At 58.8% G+C, this 19035-nt stretch carries 16 protein-coding genes and 1 tRNA gene; 8 read left to right on the top strand and 9 right to left on the bottom strand.

Going from position 1 to position 19035, the window contains the following annotated elements:
- Positions 1-89 precede the first annotated feature (89 nt).
- Positions 90-1091, top strand: coding sequence for a phospholipase D-like domain-containing protein (locus MDHKLMBL_RS06060; protein WP_241956184.1), 1002 nt, complete (start codon positions 90-92; stop codon positions 1089-1091).
- A 20-nt stretch (positions 1092-1111) separates the two neighbouring features.
- On the opposite strand, the gene MDHKLMBL_RS06065 is transcribed toward MDHKLMBL_RS06060, so the two are convergent.
- The gene (locus tag MDHKLMBL_RS06065; RefSeq protein ID WP_104270364.1) at positions 1112-3523 is read right to left on the bottom strand and encodes a 7TM diverse intracellular signaling domain-containing protein; all 2412 of its coding nucleotides are present in this window, start codon (positions 3521-3523) and stop codon (positions 1112-1114) included.
- A gap of 118 nt (positions 3524-3641) precedes the next feature.
- On the opposite strand from MDHKLMBL_RS06065, the gene MDHKLMBL_RS06070 reads away from it, so the two are divergent.
- Entirely contained in the window at positions 3642-5006 is a 1365-nt protein-coding gene (locus MDHKLMBL_RS06070) for an OmpP1/FadL family transporter (protein WP_104270365.1), read from the top strand.
- Between the two features lie 26 nt (positions 5007-5032).
- On the opposite strand, the gene MDHKLMBL_RS06075 is transcribed toward MDHKLMBL_RS06070, so the two are convergent.
- From MDHKLMBL_RS06075 to def, 8 genes are all read right to left on the bottom strand, one after another.
- Positions 5033-5109 (bottom strand) — tRNA-Pro (locus tag MDHKLMBL_RS06075).
- Between the two features lie 35 nt (positions 5110-5144).
- Positions 5145-5702, bottom strand: a complete 558-nt coding sequence (gmhB, locus tag MDHKLMBL_RS06080; protein ID WP_014578870.1) for a D-glycero-beta-D-manno-heptose 1,7-bisphosphate 7-phosphatase — start codon at positions 5700-5702, stop codon at positions 5145-5147.
- Positions 5703-5730: 28 nt separating this feature from the next.
- Complete coding sequence (gene glyS, locus MDHKLMBL_RS06085; RefSeq protein ID WP_104270366.1) at positions 5731-7812, bottom strand: glycine--tRNA ligase subunit beta; 2082 nt, start codon at positions 7810-7812, stop codon at positions 5731-5733.
- A 2-nt stretch (positions 7813-7814) separates the two neighbouring features.
- Complete coding sequence (gene glyQ, locus MDHKLMBL_RS06090; RefSeq protein ID WP_041645858.1) at positions 7815-8840, bottom strand: glycine--tRNA ligase subunit alpha; 1026 nt, start codon at positions 8838-8840, stop codon at positions 7815-7817.
- Between the two features lie 105 nt (positions 8841-8945).
- On the bottom strand, positions 8946-10349 hold the full coding sequence (trkA, locus tag MDHKLMBL_RS06095) for a Trk system potassium transporter TrkA (protein WP_008176663.1): 1404 nt from the start codon (positions 10347-10349) through the stop codon (positions 8946-8948).
- On the bottom strand, positions 10346-11647 hold the full coding sequence (gene rsmB / locus MDHKLMBL_RS06100; RefSeq protein WP_053113429.1) for a 16S rRNA (cytosine(967)-C(5))-methyltransferase RsmB: 1302 nt from the start codon (positions 11645-11647) through the stop codon (positions 10346-10348). The genes trkA and rsmB overlap by 4 nt, the downstream gene beginning before the upstream one ends.
- A gap of 1 nt (position 11648) precedes the next feature.
- Positions 11649-12584, bottom strand: coding sequence for a methionyl-tRNA formyltransferase (fmt, locus tag MDHKLMBL_RS06105; RefSeq protein WP_104270576.1), 936 nt, complete (start codon positions 12582-12584; stop codon positions 11649-11651).
- Positions 12585-12676: 92 nt separating this feature from the next.
- Positions 12677-13180, bottom strand: a complete 504-nt coding sequence (gene def / locus MDHKLMBL_RS06110) for a peptide deformylase (RefSeq protein WP_008176668.1) — start codon at positions 13178-13180, stop codon at positions 12677-12679.
- Between the two features lie 418 nt (positions 13181-13598).
- Between def and MDHKLMBL_RS06115 the strand changes: the two genes are divergently transcribed.
- From MDHKLMBL_RS06115 to MDHKLMBL_RS06140, 6 genes are all read left to right on the top strand, one after another.
- Positions 13599-14615, top strand: coding sequence for a LysM peptidoglycan-binding domain-containing protein (locus MDHKLMBL_RS06115; protein WP_014578875.1), 1017 nt, complete (start codon positions 13599-13601; stop codon positions 14613-14615).
- Between the two features lie 71 nt (positions 14616-14686).
- A complete protein-coding gene (gene dprA, locus MDHKLMBL_RS06120) occupies positions 14687-15829 on the top strand; it encodes a DNA-processing protein DprA (protein WP_104270367.1) in 1143 nt (380 codons plus the stop codon).
- A 45-nt stretch (positions 15830-15874) separates the two neighbouring features.
- Positions 15875-16447 (top strand): L-threonylcarbamoyladenylate synthase type 1 TsaC, encoded by a 573-nt coding sequence (gene tsaC / locus MDHKLMBL_RS06125; protein WP_104270368.1) that lies wholly within the window; start codon positions 15875-15877, stop codon positions 16445-16447.
- Positions 16448-16455: 8 nt separating this feature from the next.
- A complete protein-coding gene (hemF, locus tag MDHKLMBL_RS06130; protein ID WP_104270369.1) occupies positions 16456-17382 on the top strand; it encodes an oxygen-dependent coproporphyrinogen oxidase in 927 nt (308 codons plus the stop codon).
- The gene (gene aroE / locus MDHKLMBL_RS06135; RefSeq protein WP_104270370.1) at positions 17375-18202 is read left to right on the top strand and encodes a shikimate dehydrogenase; all 828 of its coding nucleotides are present in this window, start codon (positions 17375-17377) and stop codon (positions 18200-18202) included. Before hemF ends, aroE begins: the two co-directional genes overlap by 8 nt.
- Positions 18203-18257: 55 nt before the next feature.
- The gene (locus MDHKLMBL_RS06140) at positions 18258-19031 is read left to right on the top strand and encodes a motility protein A (RefSeq protein WP_104270371.1); all 774 of its coding nucleotides are present in this window, start codon (positions 18258-18260) and stop codon (positions 19029-19031) included.
- Positions 19032-19035 lie beyond the last annotated feature (4 nt).

Below are 19035 nucleotides of genomic sequence, written 5' to 3' on the forward strand. Positions count from 1 at the left end.
GCGATTCCGGAAAAACGCCCGAAATCGGTCACGATAAAACGGAATGAGCGGTCACGATCGCCCGGAACAGGCGGTCACGTTCAAACGGAATGGGTGGTCACGATGGGCCGGAATATGCAGGTGTAGGTGACGGTGCCCTTTTCGCGGATCTGGACGTTCTGGCGATCGGGCCTGTCGTGGATCGTGTTTCCAGGGATTTTGATCGCTACTGGGCGAGTCAGTCCGCGTATCCGGCGGATCGGTTGCTATCAGGGGCCGATGAGGAGGATCTGGATGCTATGGCAGCCGATCTTGCTTCCGTTCAACAGGATGCTGAAGCCCGGCGCTTCGTGGCTGCTTTGCAGAATTCAGAGTTTCTCAGGGAATTGCTGGACCGGGAGGTCTCTTTTGTCTGGGCGCCGGTAGAGATGGTGAGCGATGATCCTGCCAAGGCCCAGGGGCTCGAAGGAGAGCAGGGTCGATTGAGCCAACAGTTGGCCCTGGCGTTGGGTGAACCTGAAAAGACAGTGACCCTGGTTTCGCCCTACTTCGTTCCCGGTAATCGTGGCGTTGAGCTGTTTCGCGAGCTTGAAAGCGCCGGTGTGCAGGTGCGGATTCTCACCAACTCCCTGGAAGCCAACGACGTCGCCCTGGTGCATTCAGGCTATGCGAAATACCGGGAGGCCCTATTAAAGGCAGGCGTTGAGTTGTTCGAGCTGCGCAAATTCAGGTCTGAGGATGCAGACAGCAAGTCGAGCCCTGGCGGCATTGCCGGCAGCTCGGCCGCCAGCCTTCACGCCAAAACCTTTGCCGTAGATGGTCAGTCGCTTTTCGTTGGTTCCTTCAATTTCGACCCCCGTTCAGCGAATCTGAACACCGAGCTGGGTTTTCTGATCAAGAGCCCGGAGCTGGCGACCGCACTGGAATCCGCCTTTCCCGAGAAAGTGAGGCTGGCGGCTTATGAGGTTGTGCTGGATAAAGAAGGCGATCTCCGGTGGCTGGAATTCACGGGTACAGAAACGATTGAGCATCGCCACGAGCCGAATACCGGCCCTTTCAAACGGGCATTGGTGTATCTGTTCTCTCTGTTGCCTGTGGAGCCGTTGCTGTAATCCGGCATGCCCGATTACTGTCATGAATCTATCAGCGAATCCTTGAGTCCTCGTTGCTCACGTACTCTTGTGACGACACGGTGTTCTGCATAGTGAGTAACAAGTCGTTGCAGCTTTTCCATTCGCAGCGGCTTGGTGCAGTAGTCATCCATGCCGGCCTCAAGACATTGGGTCCGATAGCTTTCACTGGCGTTGGCGGTAACCGCGATAATGGGTGTGTCCAGGTTGGCGGCGGCTTTCAATCTGATCTCACGAGTGGCTTCAATGCCGTCCATGACTGGCATCTGGCAATCCATGATAATCATATCCCACGGTTCGTTCATGGCGGCTTGTACAGCTTCCAGGCCGTTTTGGACCCCCTCTGAAATCACCCCTATTTTCTCGAGCTGTTTGCGAAGAATCATCCGGTTACCGGCGTCGTCTTCCACGACAAGAACCCTGGGCACCTGAATCACGTCGCCAAGGCTCAGCTGGTCTGGATCGTGGTGCTCTGACTGGTGAACATCGCCGTAGGGTACTGTGACTTCCAGCGTTGTGCCGTGATCCGATGTTTCAAGAACTCTCATCTGGCCGCCAAGGGCATTGGCCAGAGAACTGGCAAGGGGTAACCCCAGGCCCACACCGCCGTAACGCCGAGTGAGGCCAGCTTCTCCCTGCCTGAAGGCCTGGAATACTTTCTCCCTCTGTGCATCCGGGATACCAGGCCCAGTGTCTGATACCAGAATCCGCAAAACGGAATCGTCTGTCAGTCTGCTCCCTCGAACCAGCACTTCGCCCCCTGCAGATGTGAACTTCACGGCATTATCGATGAGCTGGTACAGGACCTTTTCAAGCATCAAACCATCCATGAAGACCTTTCCAGGTACTGAGTCTTCCATGCCGAATGCGAGGGAAACCGGTTTGGCCCTTGCGGCTTCCCGGAACTCGTATTCGAGCAGGTCGAACAGGGACTGAGGCTCGAACACCTGGGGCGAGCTGAGCAGGTTCTCGTCCTGGGCATCAACGAAATCCAGAATGCCGCCGACCTGTCGGGTCATCCGCAGGTTGGCGTACTCGATGAGACGGAACGCATCGTTCTGCTCCCGGTTCAGCGGTGCCTCCCGAAGCATATCCAGCTGGCCCTGGATGGTGTGCAGGGGCGTGCGCAGTTCATGGCTGACCGCATTCAGGAAGTCATCCTTGATACGGTTACTGCGTTCTAAAGCCTCACGGGCTTTTTCGCTGACTTCGATCTGCTGGGCCTGCAGGGTGTCGCGTTCGTCGCGGAGGATTTTTATGCGTGATGCCAGGGCTAGTGAGAACAGGGCCATTTCCCATGCTAATGCAACTGGTACGAAGTAGGACACCCAATTGGTCGGTTCTATAAGAGAGGCGTATTCGACGCCTGTCAGGATGACCGCAACAAGATAGGGAACCCAACCGACGATAAAGTATCTTGCGGGATGATATCCGCTTTTTGCTAGCTGGAAGGCAATAAAAAGTGCCCCAAAATAAACCGGATAGCCAAGTACCATCCAACCTAATACAAGGACATCATAAGTAAGGAGAGGCGATAGAATGAGCCATATAAAGCCAGTTGCAGCAATGACACTAGCAAGCTTGTGGATGCGAGGATATTTATTCCCGGTATCCAGCAGCCGTTGAAAGAGGAGCACATGAATGATGAAAGTTACTAACCCAGCCAGGAATCCTTGTTTGGGATTCAGGCCCGAAGCATCCACAAAATAAACTGCGATATTTGTGAGCAAACAAGCATAAGCCAAGGCGGAAAGAGATGCCGCTACGTAGATAAGGTATACGGAATCTCGGACACTGAAATAAAGAAGGAGATTATAAATCGCCATGATTGCGATCATGGCCAGCAATGCAAATGCCAGAGCCGTGTGAAAGGTCAGTTCCTTCACCAGCTCAAGGTCATTCAGCAGATAGAAGAATGTATTGATGTGAAAAAGCGGCTCGACCCTGATGTGGATCGTGTGGTTCTGCGCTGATGGATTCAGATCCACGGTGTTTAGGGGGATTGCGATGAAGTGGTGCGGTAGTGGCCGGTCGTCAGGGTTGCTCCAGAAATGCACCGGTTCAGCGGTTGTAGCTTTTCCGTCAACAAATGCTGTTACTTTCTGAATATAGGGATGGAGTAAAAGCCAGGGCTTTGTCGTGAGCTCAGTCTTGCTTATCTCCGCGCGTAACCAGACAAATTCTCTTCTATCATCGGCCCTGAAAGACGTTTCACTAAGAGGTGTCCACCCCTTTGCCGATGAATCGGGACGATCGGCTTTATCCCAATCGCCCTGAAAGACTTCGATTCGGGGTTCCAGATCAAGAAAGCCCCCTGGCTTGTTTTCGTCAGCCAGCAAAACGAAAGAAGCAAAAAAACAGAAAAAAAGAGTGATAATTTGAGTTTTGCAGGCATCCCTTCCGATTCGATACATCCAGCTTTCCCGCCTTGGCCAAACACCTGAGTTATTCAATTTACAACTTTTGACACAGTCACGTGGAGCGATGTGTCGTTGAAATCTATACTTCGGAGCCTACTCAAAAGGATGCTGTATGTATAGTTCAAGGTCAGGTTTTGTAAAGGAATTTCGTTCAGTTCTCCTCGTATCTGTATTTACTCCATTGGTCGCTTCTGCGGGCGGTCTGTCCAATAGTGATCAAAGTGCCAGTACTTCCGCAGTCAGCAACGCAGGCAGTGTTGCCAACCCGGAAAATGCTTCCACGATCTTTTTCAATCCCGCCGGGATGAGCCAGCTTTCCGGCACCAACATCTCATTGGGTGCGATCGTTTTCGAGATCGACGCCGTGGGCAGGGACTCCCAAACATCGGCAACCCGTGCCAATGGCGATCCGGTTGTCGGTGATGGTGGTGGTGATCACGTTAAAACGTTTGCAGTACCCAATGCCTACCTTACCCATGAAGTGAACGACTGGCTGGATGTCGGTCTGGGGGTCTACGTTCCTTACGGCCTCGGCTTCGATTACGGCGATGCTTTTGCAGGGCGATATATTGGTGATGAAATTGAACTGGTGTCCTACGGTGTGAGTCCCTCCTTTGCGGTAAACAGCGGCGAGGGATTCTCATTGGGTGGCAGCATCAATGTGCTTTATGCCGATGCCGAGCAGCGTAATCCAGTTGATTTCAGTGGCATCGAATCACGTTTTTCACTTCCTCGCGGCACTCTGAACGATGGCTACGCGACATTGGAGGGAGATGATGTTGCATTGGAGTTCACTGTCGGCCTGCTCTGGCAGGCGACTCCTGAAACGTCGCTTGGACTCGCTGCCCGCACGGGCACCGAATTCAATCTGAAGGGTACCGGCACCATCAACAACTTCCCCACCCTGTCAGCCAGTGGTCTGACTCAAACAACTGTCTCTGAGCAGATAGAAGTCCCGATCACGATTCCTCAAAGCCTGAGTGTCGGTCTTGCTCACCAATGGAGTGACACACTTGAACTGCTTGCCGGAGCAACTTGGGCGAAATGGAGTGATGCTTCGGCGCTGTCGGTCGTATCCCGCGAGAAGACGCCGGCGGCTTTCCCTGCCGAGCAGCCGTCCGAGGAGCAGGTTCAGAGTTGGAAAGACACTTGGCAGTGGCGGGTTGGCGCAATCTGGCAGGTCGCACCAACATGGTCACTGAAGGCAGGCTATTTGTTTGACGAATCTCCCGTCACCATCGAGACGCGTTCGCCGCTGACACCGTTCGATGATTACCATCAGGTTTCTCTGGGTGCACAGATTCGCGATTTGGCAGGCGACTGGACGGTAGACATGTTTGTCGCACGAGTCTTTTATGAGGGCGATATTTCCATCGATTATAAGGCGACGGATCCTTTGCAGGGGCAGACTTCATTCAAAAGCGAGTACGACGTGGTGCCGTGGACAGCTGGCTTGCAGTTAAGCAGGGAGTTTTAACACGGGAAGGAATCAAAGCGGGAAAATGGTCGGCGTGGCAGGATTCGAACCTGCGACCCCTTCGTCCCGAACGAAGTGCGCTACCAAGCTGCGCCACACGCCGATCAACGGCCGGTATTATACGGATTCGCTTCGGTTTTACCAGCCCTCGGCGGATAAAAGGGCGTCCGTAAATTTGCTGAGATTATCATAGATACTGACATCGGCGCCGGGTATGGGTCTGGCGTCCAGGTGGCGTTCGGTGTCCAGTCCGTTACCGGTTCGCACGAGGACCGGACGACACCCTTCAGCGTGGCCGGCCTCCAGGTCCTTGCGGCTGTCTCCCACCATGATGACCCCTTCAAGGCTGGCGAGATGAAAATGCTCGCGGATCTGCTCCAGCAGACCGGTCAGTGGCTTGCGGCAGCAGCACTGGTCGTCGGGGTGGTGGGGGCAGTAGGCAATGAAGTCGATGCAGCCACCCTGGGCTTCCACCAGCTGCTCGAGCTTCTCATGCATGGCATCCAGCTCATCGGTGTCGTAGTAGCCGCGGCCGATGCCTGACTGGTTGGTGGCGATGGCAATGCGATGGCCGGCAATACAGAGCCGGGCCACCGCTTCAACGCTGCCGGGAATGGGGTGCCATTCATCTGCCGAGCAGATGTAATTGCCATCGTATTCGTTGATGACCCCGTCCCGGTCGAGAATGATCAACATCGCTGTGCGCGTGCCCCTTGGTCCGGCCTCAGCCTGCTGTGGGCAGCAGGGAGATATCCGCAACGCGCAGGAACAGGTTGCGCAGGCGGTTCAGCAGCGCCAGCCGGTTGTTCCTTACCGCCTCGTCGTCGGCCATGACCATCACTTCATCAAAGAAGTTGTCCACCGGTGCCCGCAGGCTGGCCAGTGAACTCAGGGCACTGGCGTAGTCGCCGTTCTCGAACAGCGGCAGAACCTTCGCGGCCTGTTGGTCGACCTGCTCGGCGAGGGCCTTTTCGGCGCTGTCCTGCAGCAGGCTGGCGTTGACCGTTTCACCGATGCTGTCGCCACCCTGTTTGGTCAGGATGTTCGAAACCCGCTTGTTGGCGCCGGCCAGGGCCTGCGCTTCGGGCAGCTGCCGGAAGGCTTCTACCGCTTTTACCCGGCGGTCGAAATCCAGCGGGCGGGTCGGACGGCGGGCGTGAACGGCCAGGTAGACCTCGGCGCCAATGCCCTGTTCGTCGTAGTGGGCACGGAAGCGCTCCAGCATATAGTCCACCACGGTGCTGGCGGTGTTCTGCTCGGTCAGCACGGTGAAGTTCTCTTCGGCCCACTCGCAGCAGGTTTGCAGGTCCAGCGGCAGTTCGCGCTCGATGATAATGCGCAGCACCCCGAGGGAGGCCCGGCGGAGGGCGAACGGGTCCCGTGTGCCGGATGGCGGCTGGTTGATGCCGAACAGGCCCACCAGGGAGTCCAGACGGTCCGCGATGGCAATGGCACAGCCGGTCAGGGTTGTTGGCAAATCGTCGCCGGCGAAACGGGGCATGTACTGTTCGTTCAGTGCCTTGGCCACGTCTTCCGGTTCGCCGTCGTTAGCGGCGTAGTACTGGCCCATGATGCCCTGCAGGTCGGTGAACTCCAGGACCATTTCGGTAACCAGGTCGGTCTTTGCCAGCATGGCGGCGCGCTCGGCCAGGGCCGGATCACTGCCGATGGCGTCGGCGATTTTCTTGGCCAGGGCGGCAACGCGCACAGACTTGTCGTAGATGCTCCCCAGTTTCTCCTGGAACACGATGGGCTTGAGGGCGTCGATGCGATCCTCGAGTTTGGTCTTCCGGTCGGTCTCGTAGAAGAACGCGGCATCGGAGAGCCGGGGCCGGATCACTTTCTCGTTACCGGAAACAACCTGTGACGGGTCCTTGCTTTCGATGTTTGCCACGGTGATGAACAGCGGCAGCATTTCCCCGTCGGCGGCCACCACGTGGAAGTACTTCTGGTGTTCCTTCATAGAGGAAATCAGGGCCTCCGCTGGAACCTCAAGGAACCGTTCCTCGAATCGGCCCATCAACGGCACTGGCCACTCGTTGAGCGCGGTGACTTCGTCCAGCAGGTCCTCATCGATGACGGCCTTGCCACCGGCTTCCTTCTCGGCCAGCTCGGTGACGCCGGCGCGAATCTGTTCCCGGCGCTCGGCGAAATCGGCAATCACATAGCCTTCCTGCTTGAGGACGACTTCGTAATCACCCGGCGTAGGTACGATCAGGGATTTCGGGCAATGGAAGCGGTGACCGCGGGTCTTGTTGCCCGGAGTCAGGCCCATGATGGGCGCCTCGATCACCTTGTTGCCGAACAACATTACTACCCAGTGGACCGGACGCACGAACTCGGTACGGTGGCCACCCCAGCGCATGCGCTTGGGAATCGGCAGGCCGGCCAGGGATTGCTCCACCAATTCTGGCATCAGCTCTACGGTGGGCTTGCCCTGCTCGACCGTGCGGTAGACCACCCAGGCACCCTTGTCGGTTTCCAGGGTGTCGAGCTGGTCCGGGGTTACGCCCAGAGAGGTGGCAAAGCCGGTCAGCGCGCGGGTCGGATTGCCAGCGTCGTCGAATGCCGCCTTGACGGCAGGGCCACGTTTTTCAACCGACTTGTCCGGCTGGGAGTCAGCCAGATCCCGGATCCGCACGGCCAGGCGGCGCGGAGCGGCAAAGGCTTCAACCTTGCCAAATTCGATGCCCGCTTCTTCCAGGCCCCGGGCAATGCCCTGGGTGAAGGCGTCAGACAGCGGCTTGAGGGCCTTGGGGGGCAGTTCTTCGGTGCCCAGTTCGACCAGAAAATCCTGTGTTGCCATGGTTATGCGTTCCCCTGTTCCTGCTGTGCCTTCTTCGCTTTCTTGCCCTTCTTGCTTTTCGCCTTGTCGTCGGCGGCCTCAGCGGCGGCAAGGACTTCCTTGCGCAACGCCTCGGGGGCGAGCGGGAAGCCAAGCGAGCGACGGCTGTCGAAGTACGCCTGGGCGACGGCACGAGCCAGGGTGCGAACCCTCAGGATGAAGCGCTGACGCTCGGTAACCGAGATGGCGTGGCGGGCGTCCAGCAGGTTAAAAGTATGGGAGGCCTTGAGAACCTGTTCATAGGCTGGCAGGGCCAGGCCGGCTTCGATCAGCCGTGCGCTCTCCCGCTCGTGAACATCAAAGCTATGAAACAGGAACTCGGTGTCAGCGTGCTCGAAGTTGTAGGTGGACATCTCCACTTCCTGCTGGTGGAACACGTCACCGTAGGTGACCACACCGTCCGGGCCCTCGGTCCAGACCAGGTCGTACACGCTGTCGACGCCCTGCAGGTACATGGCGATCCGCTCAAGCCCGTAGGTCAGTTCGCCGGTCACCGGGAAGCATTCCAGGCCGCCAACCTGCTGGAAGTAGGTGAACTGAGTCACTTCCATGCCGTTCAGCCAGATTTCCCAGCCCAGACCCCAGGCGCCCAGCGTCGGGGACTCCCAGTTGTCTTCCACAAACCGGATGTCGTGAACCAGCGGGTCCAGCCCCAGCGCCCGCAGGGAATCCAGGTACAGTTCCTGGATGTTGTCCGGTGATGGCTTCAGAACCACCTGGAACTGGTAGTAATGCTGCAGGCGGTTCGGGTTCTCACCGTAACGGCCGTCGGTAGGACGGCGGCTGGGCTGAACGTAGGCGGCGTTCCAGGTTTCCGGCCCGATGGCACGCAGGAAGGTGGCCGGGTGGAACGTGCCGGCACCCACTTCCATGTCCAGTGGCTGGAGGACCACGCAGCCATGCTGCGCCCAGAAATTCTGCAGAGCCAGGATAAGGCCCTGGAAGGTCCCGATATCCGGAGTTGTCTGTTTCGTTGCCTTGTCTGTCACGACGGTTGCCTGCTGATCAGTCTGTGTGTGGCGCCCCGGTTGTCCTTCGGGGCGCTCCGAAAAAAGAAAGGCGCATTATACGCGTGCTGGCTGTGTATTTCTAAGTCAGAAGAAGGTAAGACCCACCTGGAACAGTTTTTCCACATCCCGGATGCGGGTTTTGTCCACCAGGAACAGGATTACGTGGTCGTCCGGCTGGATCCGGAGGTGATCGTGGGCGATCAGAACTTCGTTGCGGCGCACGATGGCGCCGATGGTGGTGCCTTCTGGCAGGTTGATTTCATCAAGCCGTTTACCGACCACTTTCGAAGACCTGTGATCCCCGTGGGCAATCGCTTCGATTGCCTCCGCTGCGCCCCTGCGCAGTGAGTGAACGTTCACAACATCACCCCGGCGAACGTGGGTCAGAAGGCTGCCAATGGTGGTCTGCTGGGGCGAGATGGCCACGTCGATGTCGCCCCCCTGAATCAGATCCACGTAGTCCGGATTGTTGATCAGGGTCAGGACCTTGCGGGCGCCCAGGCGCTTGGCCAGAAGCGACGCCATGATGTTGGCTTCATCATCGTTGGTCACTGCGCAGAACACATCGGTACTCTCGATGTTCTCTTCCAGCAGGATATCCTTGTTGGCGGCGTTACCCTCCAGAACCACGGTCTTACGCAGGTTCTCCGAGAGCATGACGCAGCGCTCGTGGTCCCGCTCCAGCAGTTTGACCTGGTACCGGTTCTCGAGGGTATGGGCAAGCCGCTGACCGATATTGCCGCCCCCGCAGATGAAGATGCGCTTGTAGGGTTTGACCAGGGGTTGGAGTTCGCTCATCACCGACTTGATGTGGTCGCCGGCGGCAATGAAGAACACCTCGTCCCCGTCTTCAATCACCGTGTTGCCCTCGGGCATGATCGCCCGGTCTTTGCGGAAGATGGCCGCCACCCGGGTATCGATCTTGGGCATGTGGGTGCGCAGGTAAGACAGCTCATGGCCCACCAGCGGGCCACCCTTGGTGGCACGGATGGCCACAAGGCGGGTCAGGCCCTTGGAAAACTCCAGTACCTGGAGGGCGCCGGGGTTCTCGATCAGTCGGGTGATGTGTTTGGTCACCAGGTGTTCGGGGCTGATCAGAACATCAATGGGAAAGCCCCGCAGGCTGTCGAGGTCCTTGGTCTGGTCGCGCTGGTAGAAAAGTTCGGATTTCGCCAGATAGGCGTTGGCTCGTACCCGGCATATGGTGGTCGGGGTCTTGTACAGCAGTTTGGCCACCTGGCAGGCGACCATATTTGTCTCGTCACTGTTGGTGACGGCAATCAGCATGTCGGCGTCTTCGGCCCCGGCCTGTCGCAGTGCCGTGGGATAGGACGCCGCGCCCTGAACGGTGCGGATGTCGAGCCGGTCCTGCAATTCGCGCAATCGGGCACCATCGCTGTCGATAATGGTGATGTCGTTGGCTTCGTTGGCTAGGTTTTCGGCAAGGGTACCGCCGACCTGGCCGGCACCGAGAATCAGGATTTTCATGGTTCGGGTTTCTCCAGCACGGCGTAGAAGAAGCCGTCATGGCTGTCCGGATCCGGGAGCAGTTGCCGCCCCGCACCCATATCGCGTCCCCATTGAGCTTCCGGCTCAACGAGAATGGCATCGGTCTGCTGCTTGCAAAACCGCTGAATTATACGGTGGTTTTCCTGCGGGAACACCGAGCAGGTGGCATACACCAGCCGGCCTCCGGGTTTCAGGATAGCCCACATTGCGTCCAGCAACCCGAGCTGTATGGCCGCCAGGGGGGTAATGTCCGATTCACGGCGCAATAACTTGATATCAGGGTGGCGGCGAATCACGCCGCTGGCGCTGCAGGGCACGTCCAGAAGAATGCGATCGAATGCCTCGCCGTCCCACCATTGTTCGGTCGCAGCCGCATCCGCCTGTTTCAGGGTGGCGTTGAGATCAAGTCGGTCCAGATTCTCCTGAACCCTGGGCAGGCGATCAGCGGATTCGTCGATGGCGACCACTTCTGCCAGCTCGCCACAGCTCTCCAGAATCGCGCAGGTTTTGCCGCCGGGAGCGGCACAGGCATCGAGAACCCTCTGGCCAGGCGCCAGGTCCATCAGGGTGGTGCACAATTGCGCGGCCTCATCCTGCACGCTGACAGCGCCATCGGCGAACCAGGGCAGCCGGTCGACAGGAACCGGAGTGGCCAGTTGAATGCCGTGGGGTGCGAAGCGCGTTGCCTTTGCTTCGATGCCGGCCTCAGCCAGCAGGCCAAGATACTCATCCCGGGCAAAACGGAGGGCATTTACCCGCAGGGTCATGGGGGCCTGGGCATTGTTGGCGTCGAGAATGTGCTGCCAGTCTTCCGGCCAGTTGTGGCGGAGCTTTTCCACCATCCACACCGGGTGGCTGAACCTGGCGGCATCGTCTGCCGGTTCTTGTGCGCCTTCCCGCTCCGCGGCCCTGAGCACACCATTCACCAGCCCGGTCAGATGGGGTTTGTCCAGGGCGCGACAGGCTTCAACGGTTTCATTGAGAACGGCGTAATTGGCCTGTTGGCTGAAGCGCAACTGGAACAGGGCAACCAGCATCAGGTGATGAATGATGCGGTCGGGCTTGCGCAGAGGTTTTTTCAGCCGGCTGTTGAGCTCGCCGTCCAGGCGATAAAACCAGCGGCAGGTGCCGTAACAGAGCGCCTGGAGAACCGGGCGTTCATTGGCGGGCAGGCGGTTCAGTGCGGGCGGCAGGCACTGGGACAGGGACTGGCCATTCTCCACGGAAAGCATCACACCCGCGGCGATGGCGCGCATGGGGTGTTGTCGGTCGCCCATCTCAGCGCAGCTCCTGGCCGGGCATGAGCAGTTCCTTGCCGCCATTGATCAGGTCGTTCACGCTCTGGGCGCGGGAGCCCGGCAGCTGGAGACGGGTGATGCGCAGGGTGCCGTTGCCGCAGGCAATGTCGATCCCGTCCCGGTCCCGTTGTACTACGGTGCCGGGGAAAGCGTCGCTGGCGGTAACCAGGGCCTGGGCTTCGTGAATCCGGATGCGTTGGTCACCCAGATCGGTGTAGGTTCCGGGCCAGGGGTTAAAGGCGCGAACCAGCCGTTCAATCGCTATGGCATCTGCGGCCCAGTCAATATGGCCTTCGGTCTTGCTCAGTTTGCTGGCGTAGCAGGCCAGCTGGTCGTTCTGGGGTTCCCCGGTGAGTTCGCCCTTCTGAAGAAGCTCCAGGGCCTTGATGATGGCCTGGCCACCGAGTTCAGCCAGGCGGTCGTGGAGACTGCCGCCGGTGTCGTTGTCCTCGATGGTGGTCAGGGATTTCAACAGCATGGCGCCGGTATCCAGGCCCTCGTCCATCTGCATGATGGTGATGCCGGTTTCCGTATCGCCTGCCGCTATGGCCCGCTGAATAGGTGCGGCGCCGCGCCAGCGCGGCAGCAGCGAGGCGTGGATGTTCAGGCAGCCGTGGGTTGGAATGTCCAGGACCGCCTTCGGCAGGATCAGACCGTAGGCCGCGACAATCATCACGTCCGGATTCAGATCGGCCAATTGTTTCTGGGCGTCGGGCGTTTTCAGTGTTTCGGGCTGGAAGACCGGGATCCCGTGGTCCAGCGCCACCTGCTTGACCGGGCTGGGCTGCAGCTTCCGGCCACGGCCGGCGGGACGATCCGGCTGGGAGTAAACGCCAACAATGGTGTGGCCGGCTGCAATCAGGGCGCGGAGCGCGGTTGCCGCAAAATCCGGTGTACCAGCAAAAACAAGTCGCACGGTGTAGTGATCTCTGTTCCGTTGTATACGAAAAGACCGGGTCATGACCCGGTCCGGAATAGTGTCTGGTTTTGGGCTAGGCCAAAGCCTGATCAGGCACTTTTCTTGTGCTGCTTCTCCAGCTTTTTGCGAATGCGGTTGCGCTTGAGAGAGCTCAGGTAGTCAACGAACAACCTGCCGTTCAGGTGATCCATCTCATGCTGGATACAGACAGCCAACAGGCCTTTCGCTTCCAGTTCAAACGGTTTGCCGTCCCGGTCCATTGCACGGATCATGCAGTGTTCGATCCGCTCAACGTCTTCGTAGAAACCGGGCACAGACAGGCAACCTTCCTGCATGGCTTCTCGTTCGCCGTCCAGCACTTCCACCTCGGGATTGATGAACACCCGCGGCTCGCTCTTGTCCTCGGACAGATCCATAACGATGATCTGTTTGTGCACATTCACCTGGGTGGCCGCAAGGCCAATGCCGGGCGCATCGTACATGGTCTCGAACATGTCGTCGATCAGCTTGCGGTCGGCGTCTGTCACCTCTTCTACCGGTTTGGCAATGGTGCGTAGACGGGGATCCGGGTATTCGAGAATCTCTAGTATCATAGGTCGGTCTTTTAGCCTGTATGTCGGGATGCCCGCGGTATTGTGCCGGCATGCCTTTTGACTTTGCTGCTCTTTGTAACAGTGTGAAACTGATCTCCGAAATGCGACAGCGTACTGCGCAAATTTTCACCTTGCCTCTACTATTATCGGGGCAAGGCCCCAGCTTTCAACGGCTGGAGGGGTTCTCAAGCTTTATACGAGTATTATCCAACAATTCGTCGATTGAGTACAAACTGATCAGTTAATAGTTAAAATCTTTCAACGACGGGATAGAATTTACTGGAAGAACAAAAGATAACATCACAATTTGCGAGACTTCTTCTATAGTAACTGGAATAACAACGTAATAAGCTGCAGGTAACTGACTGCATCCCAACAGAATGCAAAGAATCAAGGCACGCGATCAAGGACTTACACAATGAGGAAACTGCTGTACGCTCTGGCAGCAACTACGCTGCTTATAACCTCCTGGGCTCATGCTGCACCGGAGCTGCGGTCCGATCATCCCGAGCGTTACACCGTAGTTAAGGGTGACACCCTCTGGGACATTTCGGCCCGTTTTCTGAACAACCCCTGGTACTGGCCGGAAATATGGCATGTAAACCCGCAGGTCGCCAACCCTCACCTGATTTATCCCGGTGATCGCCTTGCCCTGGTTTATATTGATGGCAAGCCCCGTATTACGAAGGTTGCCAGCAACGATGTCGTAAAGCTGTCGCCCAAGGTACGTTCCGAGCCCATCGATACGCCCATCCCGGCGATCCCGCTTGATGCCATTGGCAGTTTCCTGACGGACACCCGTATTGTCAGCCCGGAAGAGATCAACGGTGCTCCGTATGTTCTCGAAGGTGAAGACGGCCGGATTATCACCGGTGCCGGCGACAAGCTGTATGCTCGCGGAGAAAAGCCTGCAGACAAGGTGGGTGTATTCCGTCGCAGCAAGGAATTCCGGGATCCGGATACTGGCGAGTTCCTCGGTCTTGAGGCGCGCAGTATTGCCCGTGGTGATGTCGCCCGGGAAAACGGCGATGTGTTGACCGTAAACCTGACCAGCTCCAGCGAAGAAGTTCGAATTGGCGACCGACTGATGGTGAGTGAAGACCGCCGTCTGACCACCAGCTTCGTGCCCAGTGCTCCCGACCAGGATATTGAAGGGCAGATGATCTCGGTTGACGGTGGTGTGAGCCAGATCGGTCAGTTTGATGTGGTTGCCATAAACCGCGGCACCCGGGAAGGTCTGGAAGCTGGCAACGTGATGGCCGTACTGAAAAGCGGCAACCTGGTTCGCGATCCGGTGACCGGAGAAACCATCGAGCTGCCCTCCGAGCGTGCCGGGTTGTTGATGGTGTTCCAGGCCTACGAAAAAATGAGCTACGGTCTGGTGCTGCAGGCCAGCCGCGTGTTGACGGTGGGTGACAAGGTTACCAACCCCTGATTGACTGACGAACGATAGACGCAACGGCCGGACCAGGAAGGTCCGGCCTCGCTGTTTTCAAGGATGATGCCGTGTTTTCCTCTGCCACAGCCCAATGGCTGTTCCTGACTTGCCTGCCCGGCCTCGGCCGCACCCGTCGGCGTGAACTGCTGGCGGAATTTCCTGACTTGCCCCAAATGCTTTCCATGAATGCTGCAACCCTGCGGGCCGTGGGCATGGCTGCAGACGCCATGGCCGCAATCCAGGCCTGGCAAAAGCAGGATGATGCGCATCCGGCGGTTCGTGAGGTGCGGACCATAATGCACGATTGCCAGAAGCATGCCGTCGGTATTCTGACCTGGGGAGATACCCACTACCCCGAGCAGCTCCGGCACATTCACGACGCGCCCCTGGTGCTCTTCACCCGAGGTGATACGGAGCTCCTGGCACGGGACCAGATCGGTATCATCGGTAGTCGCAAGGCTACGCCCGCCGGTCTGCATCATGCCCGGCGTTTTGCCGCCGAACTGAGCGCCCGCGATCTGATGGTGACCAGCGGTCTGGCGCTGGGGGTCGATGGCGCTGCCCATGCGGGGGCACTGGATGCGGGGTATCCCACCGTCGCGGTGATTGGCTGTGGCCTCGACCGCGTCTACCCTCACCAGCATTGCCGCCTGGGTGAGCGAGTCGTTGCCGACGGACTGATGATTTCCGAGTATCCTCCTGGCACGCCGGCAAGAGCCGCGCACTTTCCCCAACGCAACCGGATTATAAGTGGCCTGAGCCGTGGCGTGCTGGTGGTCGAGGCGGGCCTGCGCAGTGGCTCCCTGATTACCGCGAGGATGGCGCTGGAGCAGGGGCGGGAAGTATTCGCCATTCCCGGCTCGGTGCACAGCCCTGTTGCCCGGGGGTGTCATCACCTGATCAAACAGGGTGCTCGCCTGGTGGAAACGGTGGAGGATATCCTGGAGGAGCTTGGTGCCTGGTGGTCCCCGCCGCTGGCAAACGAAGCGGCTGGCACCCCGGAGCCGAAGCCCGGAGGCAAGGGCCCGCTGGCCGGCCTCGACGGCCGTGAAATCGCGGTGTTTGAGGCTTTAGGGTATGATCCACAGTCAACCGATGCACTGAGTTCAGCAACCGGCCTTCCTGCCGATCAGCTTATGCAGTCCCTGTTGCTTCTGGAGTTGCAGGGGCTGGTCAGCTCGGCACCGGGAGGCTTTCAGAAAATCGCCTGAACCCCGTGTGATCATCTAACCGGATCGACGTCTGACACAAGCAGTATGGCCCATTCCCACCCCCTATCTGACTGGCAATTGCACTGCGCTCGCCGCACGGTTCTCGGAGGCGGCGTTATTGCCTATCCCACCGAGGCTGTCTGGGGGCTGGGTTGTGATCCCTGGGACCAGGAAGCGGTGGAGAAGGTTCTGGAGCTGAAGCAGCGCCCGGTCGAGAAAGGCGTGATTCTGGTGGCTTCTTCCCTTGACCAGGTCCGCTTCCTGCTGGATCCCCTTCCCCTTCTGCTCCGGGCCGAGGCTGAGCGGCACTGGCCCGGCCCCGTGACCTGTCTGCTGCCAGACCCGGAGCGACAGGTGCCGGAATGGGTGCGCGGAAAGCACAGTTCCATCGCGGTTCGGGTCAGCGAGCACCCGGTGGTGCGGGCGCTCTGTGAAGCGACGGGCATGCCCCTGGTCTCCACGTCCTGTAATCCGGCCGGGCGACAGCCCGCCCGCCATATCTGGCAGGTGCGCGGGTATTTTGGCGATCAGTTGGACTGGATCGTTCCGGGAGCACTGGGCAGTAATCGCAAACCCAGCCGTATTATTGATATTGTCAGCGGTCAGCAACTTCGTTAGGAGCGTTTATGGCACAGCAACCCGATAGCCAGGCGGTCAAGCAGTATCTGCTGGGCCTGCAGGAGTCCATCTGCAAACGTCTGGAGGCCCTCGATGATGGCGCATCGTTCATCAAGGATGCCTGGGGCCGGCCCGAGGGTGGCGGTGGCGTCAGCCGGGTGATCACCGAAGGCCGGGTGTTTGAGAAAGGCGGTGTTAATTTCTCTCACGTCATGGGCGATACCATGCCAGCTTCGGCCACCGCTCATCGTCCCCATCTGGCCGGTGCACCCTGGCAGGCCATGGGTGTGTCCCTGGTGATCCACCCCAACAACCCCTATGTGCCGACCTCCCACGCCAATGTGCGGTTTTTTATTGCCACGCCGCAGAACAGCGAGCCGGTTTACTGGTTTGGCGGCGGCTACGACCTCACGCCTTACTACGGTTTTGAGGAAGACTGTGTGCACTGGCACCGGACAGCCCGCGATGCCTGCGAGCCGTTCGGAGAGGGCACCTACAAGCGCTTCAAGGACTGGTGCGATGATTACTTTTATCTGAAACACCGGGATGAACCCCGGGGTGTTGGTGGTCTGTTTTTTGATGACCACAACACCGGCGACTTCGAGCAGGATTTCGGCCTGATGAAAGCGGTGGGCGATAGCTACATAGACGCCTACGAGCCGATCGTCCGGCGCCGAATGGATCATCCGTTTGGTGACCGTGAGCGGGATTTCCAGCTCTACCGCCGGGGGCGCTACGTGGAATTCAACCTGGTCTATGACCGCGGCACCCTGTTTGGCCTGCAATCCGGCGGTCGCACCGAATCCATACTGATGTCGCTGCCGCCACTGGTGCGCTGGGACTACAACCGGACCGCCGAGCCCGGTTCGGAAGAAGCCCGGCTGACAGACTATTTCCTGACCGGGCGGAACTGGCTGGAGACCCAAGATGACTAACGATCTCTACGCGGTAGTTGGCAACCCCATCAGCCACAGCAAATCGCCGAGGATCCACAGCCTGTTTGCCAGCGAGACCGGTGAGCCGGTTGAGTACACCGCCATCCAGGCGCCTCTGTATGATTTTGCCGGCACCGTTAAGCAGTTCTTTGAGCGGGGCGGAAAGGGCCTGAACGTGACCGTGCCTTTCAAGGAAGAAGCCTGGAAGCTGGCGGATCGCCGTACCGAACGGGCCGAGAATGCCGGGGCAGCCAATACCCTGTTTCTGGATGACGACGGCTTACTGACCGCCGACAATACAGACGGTTGCGGTATTGTCCGGGATCTTGTCGTCAATCACGGTGTTGCTCTGAAGGCGGCGCGCATTCTGGTGCTTGGTGCCGGCGGGGCCGTTCGTGGCGTACTGGGCCCGATCCTCGCAGAGCAACCGTCCTCCATTACCATTGCCAACCGAACCGTCGCCAGGGCCGAAGCCCTGGTTGAACTGTTTACGCCAGTGGCAGGCGAGACCCGGCTATCGGCCTGCGGATTCGAACAGCCCGATGAGCCTTTTGATGTGATCATCAACGGCACCAGTGCCAGTCTCCAGGGCGATTTGCCACCGCTGTCATCGAAGGTGATTGCCCAGGGAACCGTGATCTACGACATGATGTATTCTCTGCAGACCACCACTTTCAATCAGTGGGCACTTGAACAGGGCGCACAGATCGTCCATGACGGGCTTGGTATGCTGGTGGAGCAGGCGGCGGAATCGTTCCGGATCTGGCGCGGCATTAGCCCTGCCACACGCCCTGTCATTGAGGAATTGCGTAACGACTGAGTCGCGGCCCCCGGATTGGGCTATGCTCAGGGTCAACATTCCGTAGGGATTTTCGATGGATATTCTTACCCTTGTGGGGCTTGTGGCTGGTGTCCTGATCGTCGTGCTGGCGATGCTGGCCAACGCCTCCTTCCTGACGTTCCTGAACCTTCCGGGCCTCGCCATTGTGCTGGGCGGGACCTTTGCCGTAACCCTGATCAAATTCCGCATGGCGTCGGTGATGAGCGCGTTCCGCCTGGCCATGTCTGCCGCGTTTACCGACCGCATGGCGCGGCCGGCGGAGCTGATCCGGGAAGTGGGCGCACTGGCCATGGTGGTGCGCAAAGAGGGCATTCTCGGCCTGGAAAACCACCAGACGGATAATGAGTTCCTGCAGAAGGCGATCAATCTATGCGTCGACGGCCACCCGCCGGAACTGGTGGAAGAGGCCCTGGCCCAGGAAACCCAGCAGACCGCCGAGCGATACGAAGTGGCCGAGCGGGTGTTCCGGGGTATTGGTGAATCGGCCCCGGCCATTGGCATGCTGGGCACCCTGGTGGGTCTGGTACAGATGCTCAATACCCTGGATGATCCTTCCTCCATTGGCCCGGCCATGGCGATTGCCCTGCTCACCACCTTGTACGGTGCGTTTATTGCCCAGCTGATTGCCCTGCCCCTGGCCGACAAGCTGCAGCTGAAAGCCGAGGACGAGTCCCGGAACCAGATGCTGATCATCACGTCCATCAAGAACATCATGCGCGGCGAGAATCCCCGCGTAATGACGGAACTGCTGTCCTCCTTTGTTACCCCTGAGCAGCGCACCGGCCTGGCGCCGGAGCGGGAGGCCTGAGGGT

Source organism: Marinobacter flavimaris, assembly GCF_002933295.1.
Taxonomy (GTDB): domain Bacteria; phylum Pseudomonadota; class Gammaproteobacteria; order Pseudomonadales; family Oleiphilaceae; genus Marinobacter; species Marinobacter flavimaris.